Consider the following 17101-nt stretch of genomic DNA (forward strand, 5'->3'; position numbering starts at 1 on the left):
AGCCCATATGCAGATGCTGCTGGTCCGGCACGCGCTGCCGCTGCGCAGCGAGCATGGCGAAGGTTCGGATCCGGTCCTGTCCGACACCGGGGTAGCGCAGGTCAGCCGCCTGCCCGAGGCGCTTTCCCGGTTCCCCATCACCCGGGTGATCAGCAGTCCACAGCGCCCTGCCGTCCAGACCGCCGAACCCGTCGCGACCGCGCGCGGCCTGGCCATCGACATCGACGATCGCTTCGCCGAATACGACCGCGACCTGCCGCACTACATTCCCGTCGAGCAGATCCGCACCGAGAAGCCCCAGGAGTGGGCGCGGATGGCGCAGGGGAAGCTGCCCAGCGCGGTCGATGAGGACGCCTTTCGTGCGCGGGTTCGTGCGGTGGTTGACGACGTGGTGTCCGCGGCTGGCTCCGACGACACGGTCGCGGTGTTCAGCCATGGCGGAGTGATCAACGTGGTGCTGCACGAGATTCTGGGGACCGCGCGGCTCTTGTCGTTTCCTATCGACTACGCCTCGATCACCCGGCTGCTGTTCTCGCGGACCGGCCAGGCCACGGTGGCCACGGTGAATTCGACCGAACACGTGTGGGATCTGCTGCCCCGAAACCAGCGGTGGTAGCCCAGCGGCAGCTGCCGCCGACGAATTTCGACGTGCCGACACGCCCGGGGAGCAAATGGGTGGTGGGCGGTGGTAAACAAGTTCGGTGACTTCGGTAGACCGACTCGACGGCCTCGACCTGGCCGCGCTGGACGGGTATCTGCGTTCACTCGGTCTGGGGCGAGAGGGTGAGCTACGCGGCGAGCTGATCTCCGGCGGCCGCTCCAATCTGACATTCCGGGTCTACGACGATGCGACGAGTTGGCTGGTGCGGCGGCCACCGTTGCATGGGTTGACGCCTTCGGCGCACGACATGGCTCGTGAATACCGGGTGGTGGCGGCGCTGCAGGACACCCCGGTTCCGGTGGCCCGCGCGATCGCGCTGTGCGAGGACGACACGGTGCTGGGCGCGCCCTTCCAGATTGTGGAGTTCGTGGCCGGGCAGGTGGTGCGCCGGCGGGCCCAGCTCGAAGTGCTGGGTAGCAGGGCGATCGACGGCTGTGTTGACTCACTGATCCGGGTGCTCGTCGACCTGCACAGCATCGATCCGGGCGCCGTTGGGCTTGGCGATTTCGGCAAACCCGACGGCTACCTGCAGCGTCAGGTGCGTCGATGGGGGTCGCAGTGGGACCTGGTGCGGTTGCCTGACGACCGCCGTGACGGCGACGTCGCGCGACTGCATTCGGCTCTGCAGCAAGCTATTCCGACGCAGAGTCGCACGTCGATCGTGCACGGCGACTACCGGATCGACAACACCATCTTGGACGCCGATGACCCGACGCGGGTTCGCGCGGTGGTCGATTGGGAACTTTCGACGCTGGGGGATCCGCTCAGCGACGCGGCGCTGATGTGCGTGTATCGCGACCCCGCACTGGACCTGATCGTCAACACCCAGGCCGCCTGGACGTCCCCATTGCTACCGACGGCCGACGAGTTGGCCGACCGGTATTCGCTGGTTTCCGGGATGTCGCTGGGGCATTGGGAGTTCTACATGGCGTTGGCCTACTTCAAACTCGCCATCATCGCCGCCGGTATCGACTTCCGCAGACGCATGTCCGAGCTGGCCGATGGGAAAACCGATGCCTCCGATGAGGCCCCCGAGGTCGTTTCGCCGTTGATCCCTCGTGGCCTGGCGGAGATCAGCAAGCCGATCTCCTAGCCTCAGATCGAATGTCTGCCCGGGTTTTCCGGGGTGCGAGCCCGATTGGCGTGCGCGGCCGGCCAACGCCCGGGGTTGGTGGCCCGCAGTGCCTGCGCGTGACTCTTTTTCGCCTCGCGGCGCAGCTGCAGAATCCGCGCGGTGCCGACCGCGACGGTCAGCAAACCGCCCCCCACGGCCGCCAGCAATATCGCCACGCCCAGGGGCAGGCTCCAATGCCAGCCGAAGAAGGCGAAAGCCGTCGAGGCGGTGTTTTGGGCGATGAAGATCAGCAAGACGATCAGCACCAGGAAGCCGGTGATCAGTGAGGACCACAACGCGGCCGCCCGGGTGAACTTGATCGGGGGTTCCCCCGAACTCGGAGCGGGCTTTGGCGCCGGCGTCGAGGGCGCTTTGGTCTGGGGTGGGGGACCAGCTGAGCCAGATTGGTTGCTGCTCATACCGTCATGTTTACCCTTTTTTCCGCGGTGAAGGTAATTAAATCTCCGCTGGCAACTTTGCTGCGCTTTCACGTCTGCGCGGCAACACACCATTGCGGACGATAGTGTCGGGTGCATGGGGACGCTGCGGCGCATGTGCCGCGCAACACTCGCCGCAGCGCTGTGCGTTGTGATGGTGTGTTCGGTCGCGGCCTGTGGCAGTTCGGACCCGTTCGGGACCACCAGCTGTGACATCAACTCGATCGTGGTCGGGTCTGGCGACTTCCCGGAATCGCAGATTGTCGCCGAACTCTATGCACAGGCGTTGCGGGCAAATGGCTTCGAGGTCGGAATGCGGTTGGGAATCGGCAGCCGCGAAACCTACATCCCGGCGCTCAAGGACCATTCCATCGATCTGGTTCCGGAGTACATCGGAAACCTCTTGCTGTACTTCGACCCACACGCCACCGTGACCCTGCTGGACGCCGTCGAACTGGAGCTCTACCGGCGGCTGCCCGGCGATCTGTCGGTTCTCACGCCGTCGCCGGCTTCGGATACCGACACGGTCACCGTCACCAGTGCGACCGCCGGCAAGTGGAACCTGAAGACGATCGCGGACCTGGCCCCGCATTCCGCGAATCTGCGGTTCGCGGCGCCCTCGGCGTTCCAGAACAGGCCGTCCGGATTGCGTGGGCTGCGCGAGAAATACGGGCTCGACATCTCACCTCAGAATTTCGTGACGATCAACGACGGCGGCGGCGCGGTAACAGTGCGCGCGTTGCTGGACGGAACGGTCGACGCCGCCGACATTTTCAGCACGTCACCGGCGATCCGGCAGAACCACCTCGTGGTGCTCGCCGATCCGGAGCACAACTTTCGGGCCGGCAACATTGTGCCGCTGCTCAATTCGCAGAAGAAGTCCGATCGCATCAAAGACGTCCTGGATGCGGTGTCCGCAAAGTTGACCACCGAAGGCGTGGCTGAGCTCAACGCTTCGGTATCGGGCAACGGTGGCATCGACCCTAATGAGGCCGCACGGAAATGGCTGCACGACAACGGCTTCGATCATCCGATCCGACCCTAGAGGCCAACTGGGAAACGCATTGATCAGGTTTGACAATGTCGACAAGGTGTACGCCGACGGCACCACCGCCGTGGACCAACTGAGCCTCGAGGTCGCCGACGGCATGCTGACCGTTTTCGTCGGCCCATCGGGCTGTGGCAAGACGACGGCGCTGCGCATGATCAATCGCATGGTCGAGCCGAGTTCGGGCGCCGTCACCGTCAACGGCACCGACGTCTCCACGGTGAACCCGGTGAAGTTGCGCCTCGGAATCGGCTACGTCATCCAAAACGCGGGGCTGATGCCCCATCAGCGGGTGATCGACGATGTCGCGACGGTGCCGGTGTTGAAGGGGCAGTCCCGCCGGGCCGCCCGCAAAGCCGCCTACGAAGTACTCGAACGGGTAGGTCTCAGGGCTCCGGCGTTCCCTGGGGCTGTCCCAGACTCAGGTGTCCAAGCGACGGCGCCGATCTGGCACGCAAGCACGAAGTCAGCAAAATCGGCGGCCCAGTGCGGGCTAGCGGGCCCCGCGGATCGGGACTACCGCCTTCCGGAACGCCCTGGCGGCGCGCGCAATTCACATCGTCTGGGTCAACCCATTCAACCCGTCTGCACCGAGTAGCAGACCGCCGGTGCCACCGTTGCCGCCGCCGCCTGGCGTGCCGCCGGTAACAACGGCGCCACCGTTACCGCCGTTGCCGCCGTTGCCCAACAGCAGCGCGCCGCCACCATCCCCGCCTGCGCCGCCCGTGACCGTGCTATCCCCGCCGGCGCCACCAGCACCGCCGACTCCGCTGGTGCTGTCGCCACCCGCCCCGCCCGCTCCGCCGGCGATCGAAAAGCCGAATCCGCCGCTGCCACCGGTCCCGGCGGCCCCGAACCAACCTCCGTGGCCTCCGGTGCCGCCGGATCCACCGCTTGGGCCCAGTCCGCCCGCTCCGCCGACTCCTCCACCGGAAAACAGCAGCCCCCCATTGCCGCCGGCCCCGCCGATTCCACCGGTACCGCCGGGGGTGACGCCTCCGGTCCCACCGGCGCCGCCGTAACCGAAGATCACGCCGCCATCGCCACCCTGGCCACCTTGCCCGCCATCGCTGGTGTTGGCGTAACCGCCGGCACCGCCGGCATTACCGCTACCGAACAGGCCCGCGATGCCGCCGCTTCCCCCGTCTCCCGCGCCGGTTTCACCGAATCCACCTATGCCGCCCTGGCCCCCGGTCCCGCCAAGTATCCCGCCGGCGCCGCCGGCGCCGCCGGTGCCGCCCGTTCCAAGCAGTGCGGTGCCGCCGGACCCGCCGGCCCCACCAGCGCCCAGCAAGCCACTGTCCCCGCCTGCCCCGCCGACACCGCCGGTCCCGTTGGTGTTGGCGATGCTGAGACCACCTGCCCCGCCGCCGCCGCCATTGCCCCACAACAGCCCCGCGCTGCCGCCGGACCCGCCGGCCCTGGCGTCGCCGACTAGGCCGGCGCTGCCGCCGACCCCGCCGGCCCCGCCGACGGCGTCGACGCTATTGCTGAGTCCACCGGCGCCACCGTCACCGCCGCGACCGATCAACGGACCACCGTCACCCCCGGCACCCCCGTCGCCTCCGGCGGTAACACCAGCTCCACCGAGCCCTCCGTGACCACCGCCGGTCCCGAACAGACCGCTGAGCAACCCGCTGTCCCCACCGGCACCACCAGCCCCGCCCGCGTCCACGAAGCTGGTACCACCAGCACCACCGGTACCGCCGGGCCCGAACAACCCACCGGCGCCACCGGCGCCGCCCTGTCCCCCGGTGGTGCCGGCCCCGAAGAGCCATCCGCCCGCCCCGCCGGCGCCGCCGGCTCCGCCGACTCCGCTAGTGCTGGCACCGCCAGCGCCACCGGCGCCGCCATTGCCGATCAGTCCGGCGGCTCCCCCGGTCCCGCCAGTACGGCCGGCAGAGCCCAGGCCCGGGGGTGTTCCCGAGCCTCCTGCCCCGCCGTTGCCGATCAGCCATCCACCCGCTCCGCCGTTTTGTCCGGTGCCGGGCGCACCGGCGACACCATTGCCGATCAGCGGGCGGTCGGTGAACGCCTGGAAGGGGGCGTTGACTGCGTTCAGCACATCTAGCGGCAAAGTCTGCAGGGAACTGGCCGTGAACGTGGCATTGGCCGCCTCGGCTTGCGAATACTCGTTGGCCCCAGCGCTCAACATCTGTGTGAACCGGGCATGGAGCTCAGACAGGTGCGCACCGAACTGCTGGTACTGCTGCCCGTGTAAGCGCAATAACCCCGCAATCGCCACCGACACTTCGTCAGCCCCGGGCGCCAGCACTGTCGTGGTCGACGCGGCCGCCATCGCGTTAGCCGCCGTCATCGACGAACCAATGTTCGTCAAGTCTGCGGCCGCGGCGGCCACCATCTCGGGGAGCACATTGAGAAATGTCATGCCGCGCCTCCATCCGCCCTGCCATTCGTGGCGTCAGGCTAGCCAGGGCAGCCAGTACCGCGACGCTGCTTTCAGCAAGTTCCGACAAGACGAAATACGCTCTCTCGCAGCACGATACGAACGCTGTCTCAACACAAGCCCGAGACCAGCACTAACAACCCGGCAGGCCTCGTTCCAGGTTTCACGCGGGAGACGCAGCAGCAGCCGCATCTCCGGTGGTGGCCGTGACTTTGGCGTGGGTTCGCCCCTGACGGAGCAGCGGAAATTGTTGGAGTGACCGACGTTTGCGCCAAACGGTCGCGCGTATTCGGCAAGAAGCATCGCTCGGTGAATGGGCTTCCACAAGGCGTGGCGGACCCATCCGCCGGCCAAAATCCATGAGAGGTAGGCCGAAGGTTTCGGTCGTCGGGAATCCCGGGAATCCCGGGAATCCGTCGTGGGAGCGTGCATTCCAGGATTCGCAGTAGCCGGTAACCCACGATGCGCCGGGTTGGATGACTCCAAGGCGAACTGGGCCGGTCGGTCAGGGTGGGACTGCTCCGTTTCGGCCGATGTCCATGCGCATTTTGTTTCCGAGCCATGTCTCGGTAGGCCGGCGGCCGCTGTCTAGCCCCACACCTGGGGCGATGTGGTTACGCGGTGGGCATGGGGTCTGTTTGTTCACGGTGTGGCCGAACCCTGATCGCTAGTGCGGCGGTTCGATCGGCAGCCTTGGTCCGCCGTAGGGGGTCGGGATGGTAAAGCGGCCTTGCGGTGTGGGGCCGGTGGTCGCTCCCAGGTCTGCCCCCGGTGGCGGCCCGGCGGTGTCGTCGCCAGGCGGTCGCGGCGCGTTTCGAGCCCCCCGGATCAGCACCGCCGGATCGTCGTCGCGGCAGTACGTGTACAGGAACGGCTCCGGGTAATCCGCTGCCGAAGGCGGATGGCTCGGCGTGCCGTAATCGCAGGTGTATCGCGGATACAAGTCCGCCGTGGCCCAGAGTCCGCCATCGTGCATGGTGCTCATGAATGCTTCCAACGCCGAACCGCGGTAGTCCGGAAACAACGCTTTGAGCGCGGGTACTCGAAGATACGACAATTTTGCGACGGTCGTCAGGTTGCCCAGCAACTGGACCATCGTGTCGGAGTTATCGCTGAACAGGTTGTCCGCGGCCTCTAGCACCCCCGGTGTCTGGTCGACCATGCGGCGGTACCCGTCATCCATGGACGAAACGCCGGTTAGCAGTTGATGAACGTTGCGAGCGGTAGCGTCGATGCCGTCATTCACATCGATAGCAGCAGATAGCACCACGCGGCTGTTCCTGAGCAGGCTGACCGTTTGCGGTAGCACCGAATCCAGGGTGGAGATGAGGAAGACCCCGCCGTCGACAATCGCGGTCAACTTTTCCGGCGCTGCTTTGCTCAGGTTCAACTCACGCCTGATCCCCGCCAGCTTGGCTGGATCGATCTGGGCCAGTACGCCATCGGCATGCTGCAAGAGTTCGGCAGGCGTCACCGGTGTGGTGGTGCGATCTTGTGAGATCGCGTCGCCGTTCTTGAGGAAGGGGCCCTCACCAGAGGTGGCGTTGAAGTCAACGTATTGTTCGCCCGCCGGTGACAACGCCGATACCCGGACCGTACTGGCGACCGGAATGCGCACGCCGGCATTGATTCGCAGTATGGCCGTGACACCGGTCCGAGAGATCTCGAGCGACTCGACTTTACCGATTTGCACGCCGTGCAGGGCAACGTCCTGGTTGGGCAGCAACCCGCCCGACTGGCCCAGTTCGACGGTAAGGGCGTAGTTGGAAGCCAACGGCCTGACGTGCAGCACACCGATTAGCAGGTAGGCGACCGACACCACCAGGGTCAGCAACAAACCAACGCATGACAGCCAGGTGTGTCGGCCGCCACGCATGTTGGTCAAGGAGGGTTCGACGTCGGTCATTGCGGCGGCCCCTGACCGACAACGCGCTCCTGAAGTCGCCACAGCGTGAACTTCAACGAACCGATGAACTTGCGCCAGTCGTACCGCTTGGGGCCATGTAGGCCTGGGTCCCCGCCGAACCCGATGTCCGGAATGGAACCAAGGACCAGTCTGTCGATCCCGGCGCTGCCCGAGATTGAGGTGCCCGCAGTGAGTTTGACGAATGGCGCGTACAAATTCGACAAGGCCGACAACCGTGCGTCGGGGTCCAGCGCCACATCGTTCCACGCGGCGGCAACAGCATTGGCGTCCTTGATGACGCTCCTGCCGCTGCTGTCAGTGCCGGCAATCGACGGGAACTTCTTCAGCTCGGTGGCCGCGCCCCCCATCAATAACAGCAAGTCGGAGATCTGGCTGGCATCTGCTGCCAGTACGCTCGTGGCCGGGTCGGTGGCTTGTAGCAACTCGGCGATCACTTCTCGTTTGCGGTCGAGTTCGGCGGCCAAATGCTCGGTTTGCGACATCGCGTCTTCGAGCTGCCCGGTTCGGGCGTCAAGTTTTCCCAGCAATTCATTGGACTTCCGGATCAGTTCGCCATACACCTCGCCGTCATTGCCGGCGGCCTTGCCCAGCCCATTGATGACGTTGGTCAAGTTATGAGCCACACCACCGTTGATCAGAATGGCCGCCGAACTCAGTACCGATTCGACGGTGGCCGCCAGCGCGGTCTTGTTCAGCGCGATGGTGTCGCCATCTTGGAGCGTGGGGGTATCCGCAGCACGCTGGCTCGGCGGGACGATCGACACAAAGACGTCCCCCAACGGTGTTGCGGTGCGCAGTTCGGCGCCACTGCCCACCGGCACCCGCACGTCGCTCCTGATGCGCAACGTGGTCACCGCGTTGAAGTCGCGAGCCGTCATCGACTCGACGAGGCCTATGTCTGCGCCGCCGAGCTTCACCTTGGCGTGTTCGTTCAGATTGAGCGCATTTGCGAAGATGGCGGTTATCCGATAGCCGCCCGAACCCAGGCCCGGGGCCGGAAGTGGCAGATCAGCCAACCCATTCGTGGAACACGCAGTGGTGGCGAGCACGGTCGCCAGAATCCCCAACCGCCAACGCGGCCTGCCGGATAGCCGCCTGATCATTTCTGCCCCATCGCGGCGAGACCGTCGAGCACATAGGTCAGACCGAAGTCGGGCCCATAGTCCTGCAAGGTGCCGGTACTGCAGCCAAGCTGCCGCAAGCCCATCAGGTTGCATACCTCCTTGCCAAACTGCGAGTCGAAGATCATGCGGTCGGTCAGTTGGTGGGCTCTAATCGAACCGTTACGTTGATCGACCGCGTTGTACAGGTTGTCGGCCATCAACGGCAGCACATCGAAGAACTCGGTGACCTCCCGTTGCCGATCAACCACCGACTGTATGGTGGTGTTGCCGTTGGCAATTCCGCGTGCGATGGCTTCGCGGTTGGCATTGAGAATGTCTCCAGTGCGTTGAATCAACGCGTTGAGTTGCTGGCCGCTGGTTCCAGAACCGAAGCCCTCGTTGGCCATGATCTGACTGAGTTGGCGTACGGTCGATCCGAACTGCCGCAACGTCGAGTCATTCTTCGCCGCCGCATCCAGCAGTGAACTGAGATTCTCGATAATCGCGGTCATCTGTTCACGGGTATGCACTCCGCGATCGGCGCCGAGCCGCAACGCTTTCGACAGCTCGTCGAACGCCTCCTTGAGGTGCTGCCCATTGCCGTTCACAACGTCGTACCCGGCATCGAGAACGCCAGCCACCGGACCGCCACCCCGGCCGTCCCCTTGTAGAGAGCCGGCTAGTCTGTCCAGCATCCCGAGGACCCGGTCGAACTCAACGGGTGCCCTGGTACGGGTCAGCCCGATGGTGTCGTGATTTCGCAGCGTGGGCCCACCGCGGTAGGCAGGAGTCAGCTCGATCTGGCGGTCGGTGAGGATTGATGTCGAGATGGTCACCGCCTGCACATCCGCCGGGACCTGCACCGCGCGGTCGACAGTGAATTCCACCTCGGCGTAGCCGGATTTCGCGACGATTTTGGTGATATGCCCCACCGGTATTCCGAGCACTGCCACTGCATTGCCCTCGTAGAGGCCAGCGGCACTGTCGAACTGGGCCGTCACCACGATCGGTCCGCGGTCGCGGGCCAACCCGTACCAGCCAGCGCACGCGAGGGCGGCGACGACCACGAGGCCTACACCAACCCGAATTAGGTTATGCCGGTGTGTCATGCGCAGTCCTTGAAGTATTGGATCAAACCGAACTGCTTGGCGCGGCCGCTAATCGCACACATCCACGAGTCGACCAGCGGTCCGGCGGCCGCGTTGAGTTCCAACGCATTGCCATAGCCGGACGCATTGGCCAGCTCCCTGACCGGCACTGGGGCGATTTCCAACAAGTTCCTGAAGAGCGCATCCTGTTCGGCGAGTTTTGCGCTGAGCTGCTCCATCGTTTGGACGACATCTTCAAGCGCGGCCCGGTCATCGACCACGATTGTGCGCAGCGAGCCGACGACCTGCGTCAAGGCCTGCATCATTGCGTGGAAGGCCGCTGAATGTGCGACGAACTCTCCGATCAGGTCTTGGCCCTGCCGAATCATGCTGCCGAGGTCGGATTGCTGGCGACGCAATATGTAGGTGACGTTCTGCGTGCTCTTGAGCAGTGTCCCAAGTTGGTCGCGACGCTGGGAAATCACCGAAGACAACGCGCGGACATTCTCTAGCGCTTGCGGAAAGACGTCTGGCAGACCGTTCAGCGCTTGGCCGAGGACGGTCAGCGATGATGCAATTCGATCACCGTCAACCTGCTCGAAGGTTCTGGTCGAGTCGGCCAGCGCCGCCTGCAGATCGTAGGGCACCTCGGTGTGGGCCAAATCGATTGTCTGGCCCGGTGGTACACCAGCACCCGTCGGATGCAGGTCGATGTAGCGGGAACCGAAAATTGTTGTGATCTTGATTGCAGCCCGAGTGTCGCGGCCGAGCGCAATATTGTCCTTGACCCGCAATCGGGCTTCAACATGGTTGCCTGCCAGACGAACGCTGATGACGTTGCCCACCGGTACACCTGCCACCGAGACCACGTTGTCCGGCTGCAAGGACGCCGCTTGCAGAAACTCCGCTGTGTAGCGCCGATAGCCGATGCCTGCTTGCTTGACCAGCAGCAGCGCCCCAATCAGGACTACTGCCAGTGACAGCCCAACGAATCCGAGCCAGGTCTTGTTGTACGAGGCCAGCGGGCGCAGTCGCGGGCGAAGGTGCTTTATTCGTTCAGCCATCGGTGACATTCCTGCATTTCGGGGTGTACATGGGCTTTCCACCGGGCGTCGCCGCGGCCACGATGATCGGGACCATGTCGTTGAGGCCAGGGAAGTACCCGTAGAAGTTGACATCGCAGCCATACACATTCATGTAGGTGCCCTGACCGAACACGCGGGCCAGGCCCTTGAGTAACAGCGGAGTATTCATTCCCACGAAGGCCGCCTGAGGTTCGATGTCCAGCAGGTGCTTGGTGTAACCGGGCTGGCGGTCCAGGATTTGACGGATTTGCGGGTTGACATCTGCGAGGATGCCGCCCAACTGACGGACCACCGCCGCCATGTTGCCGGTCGACTCGACCAATTCCGAACGCCTGCTGTTGAATTGGGAGACCATCTGGCGCGTCTGCGCGATCGTGTGCTCGAATTCAGCGCTTTGGCTGGCCAGGCCGCCGGCCACCCTGTCGAGGCTGCCGATCACGTTGGCCAGGGCGTCGTCGTTACCGGCGAAAGTCGCTGTCAGCGTTGATGTCTGGTTGACAAGGGTGGCAAGAGCCGAAGTGTCGCCCTGAAGTGACGCAATGACCGCTTTGGTGAAGTTGTTGACCTGATCCGGATCGAGCACCGCGAACAGCGGCTCGTAGCCGTTGAGTAGCGTGCCGATATCGAAGGATGGCTCAGTCCGCTCTACCGGAATGACACTGCCCGGCGGTATCGGGATGCCGCGGCCGGTGCGGCCGGGGGCAAGCGCCAGATAGCGCTGACCGACAATGTTCTGGTATGTGATCGATGCGATGGTGTCGGTGAGAATCGGCTGGCCCTGCTGCACGATGAACGACACGCGCGCCAGCGTTTGGTCGAGTTCGACCTTCTGTACCCGTCCAACTCGCACCCCCGCGACCCGGACATCGTCACCCTCACGAAGCCCGAAAACATCGGTAAACAGGGCGCCATAGCGGGCCGTGGGGCCTTTGACGTCGCGGCGCAGCGTGACATAGACCATCCACGTCAACGCCGTAGCGACCACCAAGAAGAAAGCCACCCACAGCAGCGCGCCGCGTCGTGTTCGTGTCCGGGGACTAGTCATTGGCCGGCTGCCTTCGCATCATTTGCTCTCCGTCGGTGTTTGCTGAGTTCGGCTGGCGATGGCGCCGCGGGCCACCGGCCCCAGCAGCAGCTGGGTCGCGACGGTCGCTTGCTCCCCGGTGATCAGACTCAGGGCTGCGCGTTCTTGCACACTGCCGACCGGCCCGACGTTGCCCCCGAAAGATGACGGAGCCGCGGGAAGCAGATCCGGGTTAGCGGTGCCCGGAACTGGAGGCGCAGGCGTCACCCCGGCAGGCAGTGGCGGATTGGGATCCTCGAGGTTCGGGGTGGGATTGATCAGCGGCGGGCCAACCGCGACGAGGTTTCCGTCAGGACCCACGACCGTCCCAGGGGGGGGAGCCAGATTCGGTGGAGGCTGGTAATTCTGCGGGAGTAACACCTCAGGAAGGTCGGGCCGAGCCTGAACCAGGGGTGCGGTAAAGCAGCTCGGGGCCCGCAGCTCCCCGTACCTCGGGCAGTCGGCCCGGGTATAGGTATAGGACGGTGTGAACGAGACGTTCACACGACCGTGGGCAACGGTCGAGGCCGGGTCCCAAACCTCCTCGAAAAACTTGTCCGAGAATCTGGTGATCCGCTCGGTGATCGGCACGAAGTGCTGTGCGTTGTCGGCGAATACACCGACGACCGGGGTGAGATCCGTCGTTATCTGAACGAGCTGGTCGGAGTGGTTCTGCAAGGAATTGACGGCCAGCCCGGTCGCGTATTGCCCGGCCCCGAGGAAGTCGTGCAGCGCCTGCTGCTTGTCGACAAGTGTCCGCATCGGCGCGACGGCATCGTGAAACGCATCCAGTAACTCCGGTGCGCTCTGCGACAGCCCACGCGCCGCATCCACCAGCGCGGCGACAGTCGACGGACCTTCGTCAGTCGCAACGACACCGTTGAGCTCGTCGATGATCCGAATCAGCTGGTGCGTACTCAGCTGCAGTGCGCCGTTGCGATTGTTCGTCGCGGCTCCGACGGCCGCAAGCACTCCGAGGGTGTGATCATCGCCATTACGGCCGGCAGCGGCAAGAATGTCGCGCAGCTTGGTCAGCGCTGTCTGGAACAACACGGTAGGTAGGTCGGTGTCTTCGCTGATCCGCTCGCCGTCGCTGATGGGTGTGCCGGGCCCGTGCTCGACGAGTTGGATCGACGACACCGCAAAGACATTGCTCGGTACGACGCGCGCGGTGACGGTCACCGGTATCGACGCCGCGTACTCCGGTTTGAGGCGAATCCGCACCTGGTTCGGTTGGTTGCCGATCGACGGATCGAGGCTCTCGACGGTGCCAACCTGGATCCCCCGGTATTTGACGTCGGACCCGGCCGGTAGACCGTCGCCGATGTTGCGCAGGTCGGCGACCACTTGGACACCGCGATCCAGATAGCCCATGGACTTGGCCAGCAGCCACGACGTCACCAGCAAGACAACGACCAGCGCGATGCCCCCACGCGCGAGCAACTGTCGCTTCGAGAAGTAAATCCCGTCGAGGTCAATGTGATTGGTCATCGTCAGCCGCCGAACCTGACGCCGGCGTCAACGCTCCACAGCGCCATGGTCAGCACCATGTTGACGATGATGACGACGGTGATACTGGCACGCATGGCGTGTCCGGCGGCAACACCGACGCCCTCTGGCCCGCCTTCGGCGCAAAAGCCGTAGTAGCACTGGACCACCGACGCCAGCGCCACGAAAACCACGGCCTTGATCACCGAGTAGACAACGTCTCTGGCGTCGATGAGCATCGTGAAGTAGTGCAGATATGGTCCCACCGACCCATGGGTCGTGAAGGTAACCATCAGTTGGCACGACAGGTAACTGATCGTCAGACATGCGATGTACAACGGGATGATCGCGACGGCAGAAGCCAGCAATCGGGTGGTGACCAGGTACGGGATCGGCCGGATAGCCATCGCGTTGAGAGCATCGATTTCCTCGGCCACCCGCATTGCACCGATCTGCGTGGTGAAGCGGCATCCCGCCTGGACCGCGAAGCCGAGCGCAGCCATGATGGGGGCGAGTTCGCGTGTGGTCACCAGGGACGAGACGACACCGGTGGCCGGGCCGATGCCCATCATGTTCAGGAAGTTGTACCCCTCGATCGCGACTAGCGCGCCAGCCGTAATGCCCAGCACCAGAACCACTCCCACCGTCCCGCCGCCGACCACGATGGAGCCGTTACCCCAGGTGATGTCGGAGAGTAGCCGCATGAACTCCCGGCGGTAGCGTCGCAGCGCGACCGGAATGGCAAGGACCGTGTGGAGGTAGAACGCAATCATGTGGCCGAACCTGGCGAGCGGCTGGCCGGCACCGGCGCCGGCGCCGGCGCCGGCAAACACTATTTGACGTATCGACATGCGGCGCATCGCGACAAACGAGGTCATGTCACAAACCCGTTCTCGGGAAGAGAACGGTATAGAGCTCACTGACCACGACGTTGACGATCATTAGCAGCAAGACGGCCTCCACAACCGCGGCGTTGACCGAATTGGCGACACCGGCTGGACCGCCCCGAGTTGATAGCCCTTTCTGACATGCCACCACCGTCACGATGAAGCCATAGACAGCGGCCTTCAATAGGGCGAGGATCATGTCGCCCGTGGTGGCAAACGCCGAAAATGTGGCCAGGAAGCTGCCCGCAGAGCCGCCCTGGACGTACACGTTGAACAGGTAGCTGGCCAGGAATCCGACAAAGCACACCACGCCGCACAACGCGACCCCGATGACCATGGCTGCCAGCAATCGAGGGACGACCAGATTGCGGACCACGGAGACGCCCATCACCTCCATCGCGTCTGTTTCCTCGCGCATGGTGCGAACGCCCAGGTCCGCGGTGATTGCGGAGCCGACCGCCGCAGCCAGCAGAATGGCCGCCACCAGCGAGGCGGCCTGCCGGACGACGGTCAACCCGCTCGCCGCTCCAGCCAGCGAGGTCGCCCCTACCTGGCCAGCGAGCATCGCGAACTGGATGGACAGGGTAGCGCCGATGGGCAATGCCACCAGAATCGTCGGCATGATGGCGGTGGCGGCCATGAAGCTCGCCTGCCGGATGCACTCGGTCCATGGGAACCGGCCGGTCACTAGATCTATCGCCAAGTAGCGCAACGCGGCGACGCCCAGCACGATCTGTTCGCCAGCCGTGGCGAGCGATGCCGCTGGGTGCTGACGCAGGTACGTGACGCTGAGGCGGCGCAGCCCGATCAGTCGGTCGTTAACAAAGGTCGTCGCCATCACACGGCCTCACAATGCGTCGTCGAAGAGTCGCAACCGCTCGGAGGTCTGCCGCCGACGCAGCTTTCCCGACGACGTCTTGGGGAGCCAACCCGCCGGGACCACATGGACTGCTCGCGGACTCACCCCGAGATTGACGAACACGCGGTCGGCGACCTCGGTTCGGATACGGTTGCTTTCGGCATCGTCGGCATGCAGCGCAGATTCGGCGACCATTACGAATCCCTCGCTAGCGGAGGCGGTGGCCAGGCGCACGGCGGCGACGCCGCCGGAACGAATGCCCGCGATACCGACAACGGACCGCTCGATGTCCTCAGGGTGCACGTTGCGGCCCGAGATGATGAGAATGTCTTTCTTGCGGCCGCAGATCACCGGTTGCCCGTTCTCGGTCAGGTAGCCGACGTCACCTGTGGCCAACCAACCGCCGGCGTCAACCGCCGGCTCGAAACCCGCCTCAGTGCGGTATCCGGCCGTCACGTTGTCGCCGCGGATCTCGAGTTCGCCGATTTCCGACGGCGCGAGGACGGTTCGGTCTTCGGACACCACTCGCACATCGCATCCGGGCACGGGCGGTCCCAGCATGACTCGCGGTGCCGCCGCTTCGCCCTGTGCCGCGACCAGGTCGGGATGCGGCGGGCAGACCCGGAATCCTTCACCGGGTCGTACGACGGATATCGCCAGGGTCGCTTCGGCCATACCGTAGGCCGGCACGATGGCATCCCGCCGCAGTCCAAAGCGCGCACCCTCGGTGGCAAGCCGCTCCAGCGTGGCGACGTCGATGCCTTCGGCCCCATTGAGCGCAAAGCGCAGGGAGGAGAGATCGAACGCGTGGTCCTGCGCTCTGCGTAGGCGCCGAGCCAGCAGTGAATACGCGAAATTCGGTGCAGCAGTGATGCTGCCGCGGTGCTTGGTGATCAGTTCAGCCCATAGCAGGGGATCGTTGAGGAAGTCCGCCGGCGTTATGTGGACAGCATCCATACCCTCATACATGGGAATGATCAGCAGACCCATCATGCCCATGTCGTGGAAGAGTGGCAGCCAGCTGACTACGACATCGGAGGCGACATCGGCGCTCGCGGCGGCCATCAGTGCGCGCCCGTTTGCCTCGATGTTGCGGTAGGTGATGCTGACGGCCTTGGGATGCCCGGTCGAACCGGACGTCAGTTGCAGGAATGCGGGCGAATCCTCCTCTGCGACAACGATGCGCCCTTCATCTGCGGTAAGCAGCTCGGAAAGTTCCAAGCCGCGTAGGCCCACCTTCGCGAACTCCTGCGCGGCGGACTGAAATGGGCTGCCGACCACGACGGTCGATGCGCCGACCATCGACAAGGTCTTCTTGGTGTCGGCGGCCCACGCTTGTAGGTCGGACCGATGAGTGGGTTGATGCAACATCGTCACCGCGGCACCGCACATCCAGGCGCCCTGCACCAGAGGAGCGATCTCACCGGGCGCGCCAGCCAACACCGCCACCACGTCGCCGGGGGTGACGCCGTCACGTTGTAGCGCACCCGCCGCGCGGCGGCCCAAGTGGTGGATATCGGACCACGGCGTGTTCGTCAGCTGGTCGAGATGGGATCGCCCGTCGGCGCCGACCGGAGCCGTGGCCAGACCGTGCTGTGTCGCCCCCTGGCTGTCACACAGCCTCCGCATGATCGTGTTCACGGGTTACCCGACGCGTTGACGGCAGCATTCACCGCATCCGGCGCGCTCTTCCGGCTCTCCACCAGCTCAACCAACGCGCCCACCGTCTTGGATTCGAAGACGTCGTCTTTGCTCAGTCGCACACCGAACCGGCTGGCAATTTCCGACACCGTCGAAGCGAACGCAAGTGAGTCGAACCCGAGGTCCCTGATGAGTTCGGAAGAGTCCCGCACCTCAGTTGTGGCGATCTCGAGTTCGTCAGCGATGAACTCAACAAGGAAAACACGCACCTCTGACATGACAGCTTTATGCCC

14 protein-coding genes and 2 pseudogenes are annotated in these 17101 nt (G+C 64.5%); 4 read left to right on the forward strand and 12 right to left on the reverse strand.

Features of this window, described 5'->3' with window-relative positions; all coding sequences use genetic code 11:
• The first annotated feature begins 7 nt into the window (after positions 1-7).
• Positions 8-616: a histidine phosphatase family protein gene (locus tag MMSP_RS02420; protein ID WP_020785330.1), complete on the forward strand. Its 609-nt coding sequence runs from the start codon at positions 8-10 to the stop codon at positions 614-616.
• Between the two features lie 85 nt (positions 617-701).
• A complete protein-coding gene (locus MMSP_RS02425) occupies positions 702-1754 on the forward strand; it encodes a phosphotransferase family protein (protein ID WP_020785331.1) in 1053 nt (350 codons plus the stop codon).
• An 83-nt stretch (positions 1755-1837) separates the two neighbouring features.
• On the opposite strand, the pseudogene MMSP_RS02430 reads toward MMSP_RS02425, so the two are convergent.
• A pseudogene (locus MMSP_RS02430) lies at positions 1838-2194 on the reverse strand (lipopolysaccharide assembly LapA domain-containing protein); the annotation flags it as partial.
• Positions 2195-2309: 115 nt separating this feature from the next.
• On the opposite strand from MMSP_RS02430, the gene MMSP_RS02435 reads away from it, so the two are divergent.
• Together MMSP_RS02435 and MMSP_RS02440 are read left to right on the forward strand one after the other, a co-directional pair.
• A complete protein-coding gene (locus MMSP_RS02435) occupies positions 2310-3257 on the forward strand; it encodes an ABC transporter substrate-binding protein (RefSeq protein WP_011741979.1) in 948 nt (315 codons plus the stop codon).
• A 19-nt stretch (positions 3258-3276) separates the two neighbouring features.
• Positions 3277-3648: pseudogene (locus tag MMSP_RS02440) on the forward strand (ATP-binding cassette domain-containing protein); the annotation flags it as partial.
• Between the two features lie 165 nt (positions 3649-3813).
• Here the strand turns inward: MMSP_RS02440 and MMSP_RS02445 are convergent.
• The 11 genes from MMSP_RS02445 to MMSP_RS02495 all read right to left on the reverse strand — a co-directional run bounded on the left by MMSP_RS02445 (position 3814) and on the right by MMSP_RS02495 (position 17086).
• Positions 3814-5649 carry a PE family protein gene (locus MMSP_RS02445; protein ID WP_020785334.1) on the reverse strand — a complete coding sequence of 612 codons (1836 nt, stop codon included), beginning with the start codon at positions 5647-5649 and terminating at the stop codon, positions 3814-3816.
• A 685-nt stretch (positions 5650-6334) separates the two neighbouring features.
• The gene (locus MMSP_RS02450; protein WP_015354009.1) at positions 6335-7573 is read right to left on the reverse strand and encodes an MlaD family protein; all 1239 of its coding nucleotides are present in this window, start codon (positions 7571-7573) and stop codon (positions 6335-6337) included.
• Entirely contained in the window at positions 7570-8697 is a 1128-nt protein-coding gene (locus MMSP_RS02455; protein WP_036426034.1) for an MlaD family protein, read from the reverse strand. Before MMSP_RS02455 ends, MMSP_RS02450 begins: the two co-directional genes overlap by 4 nt.
• On the reverse strand, positions 8694-9806 hold the full coding sequence (locus MMSP_RS02460) for an MCE family protein (protein WP_036426036.1): 1113 nt from the start codon (positions 9804-9806) through the stop codon (positions 8694-8696). The genes MMSP_RS02455 and MMSP_RS02460 overlap by 4 nt, the downstream gene beginning before the upstream one ends.
• The gene (locus MMSP_RS02465) at positions 9803-10849 is read right to left on the reverse strand and encodes an MCE family protein (protein ID WP_015354007.1); all 1047 of its coding nucleotides are present in this window, start codon (positions 10847-10849) and stop codon (positions 9803-9805) included. The genes MMSP_RS02460 and MMSP_RS02465 overlap by 4 nt, the downstream gene beginning before the upstream one ends.
• Positions 10842-11915, reverse strand: a complete 1074-nt coding sequence (locus MMSP_RS02470) for an MCE family protein (protein ID WP_036426039.1) — start codon at positions 11913-11915, stop codon at positions 10842-10844. Before MMSP_RS02470 ends, MMSP_RS02465 begins: the two co-directional genes overlap by 8 nt.
• Before the next feature lie 18 nt (positions 11916-11933).
• Entirely contained in the window at positions 11934-13424 is a 1491-nt protein-coding gene (locus MMSP_RS02475) for an MlaD family protein (RefSeq protein WP_020785338.1), read from the reverse strand.
• 2 nt (positions 13425-13426) lie between these two features.
• Entirely contained in the window at positions 13427-14299 is an 873-nt protein-coding gene (locus tag MMSP_RS02480; protein WP_020785339.1) for an ABC transporter permease, read from the reverse strand.
• 1 nt (position 14300) lies between these two features.
• Positions 14301-15146, reverse strand: a complete 846-nt coding sequence (locus MMSP_RS02485) for an ABC transporter permease (protein ID WP_012392173.1) — start codon at positions 15144-15146, stop codon at positions 14301-14303.
• Positions 15147-15155: 9 nt separating this feature from the next.
• Positions 15156-16796, reverse strand: a complete 1641-nt coding sequence (locus tag MMSP_RS02490) for a fatty acyl-AMP ligase (protein ID WP_036427040.1) — start codon at positions 16794-16796, stop codon at positions 15156-15158.
• Between the two features lie 8 nt (positions 16797-16804).
• Positions 16805-17086, reverse strand: a complete 282-nt coding sequence (locus tag MMSP_RS02495; RefSeq protein WP_012392171.1) for an acyl carrier protein — start codon at positions 17084-17086, stop codon at positions 16805-16807.
• Between the last annotated feature and the right edge of the window lie 15 nt (positions 17087-17101).

The sequence above is a fragment of the Mycobacterium sp. 012931 genome (assembly GCF_000419295.1).
Classification (GTDB): Bacteria; Actinomycetota; Actinomycetes; order Mycobacteriales; family Mycobacteriaceae; genus Mycobacterium; species Mycobacterium marinum.

Coding starts and splice junctions, on each gene's coding strand:
- MMSP_RS02420 (WP_020785330.1), top strand. CDS start 8: ATGCAGATGCTGCTGGTCCGGCACGCGCTGCCGCTGCGCAGCGAGCAT.
- MMSP_RS02435 (WP_011741979.1), top strand. CDS start 2,310: ATGGGGACGCTGCGGCGCATGTGCCGCGCAACACTCGCCGCAGCGCTG.
- MMSP_RS02445 (WP_020785334.1), bottom strand. CDS start 5,649: ATGACATTTCTCAATGTGCTCCCCGAGATGGTGGCCGCCGCGGCCGCA.
- MMSP_RS02450 (WP_015354009.1), bottom strand. CDS start 7,573: ATGACCGACGTCGAACCCTCCTTGACCAACATGCGTGGCGGCCGACAC.
- MMSP_RS02455 (WP_036426034.1), bottom strand. CDS start 8,697: ATGATCAGGCGGCTATCCGGCAGGCCGCGTTGGCGGTTGGGGATTCTG.
- MMSP_RS02460 (WP_036426036.1), bottom strand. CDS start 9,806: ATGACACACCGGCATAACCTAATTCGGGTTGGTGTAGGCCTCGTGGTC.
- MMSP_RS02465 (WP_015354007.1), bottom strand. CDS start 10,849: ATGGCTGAACGAATAAAGCACCTTCGCCCGCGACTGCGCCCGCTGGCC.
- MMSP_RS02470 (WP_036426039.1), bottom strand. CDS start 11,915: ATGACTAGTCCCCGGACACGAACACGACGCGGCGCGCTGCTGTGGGTG.
- MMSP_RS02475 (WP_020785338.1), bottom strand. CDS start 13,424: ATGACCAATCACATTGACCTCGACGGGATTTACTTCTCGAAGCGACAG.
- MMSP_RS02480 (WP_020785339.1), bottom strand. CDS start 14,299: ATGACCTCGTTTGTCGCGATGCGCCGCATGTCGATACGTCAAATAGTG.
- MMSP_RS02485 (WP_012392173.1), bottom strand. CDS start 15,146: ATGGCGACGACCTTTGTTAACGACCGACTGATCGGGCTGCGCCGCCTC.
- MMSP_RS02490 (WP_036427040.1), bottom strand. CDS start 16,796: ATGCGGAGGCTGTGTGACAGCCAGGGGGCGACACAGCACGGTCTGGCC.
- MMSP_RS02495 (WP_012392171.1), bottom strand. CDS start 17,086: ATGTCAGAGGTGCGTGTTTTCCTTGTTGAGTTCATCGCTGACGAACTC.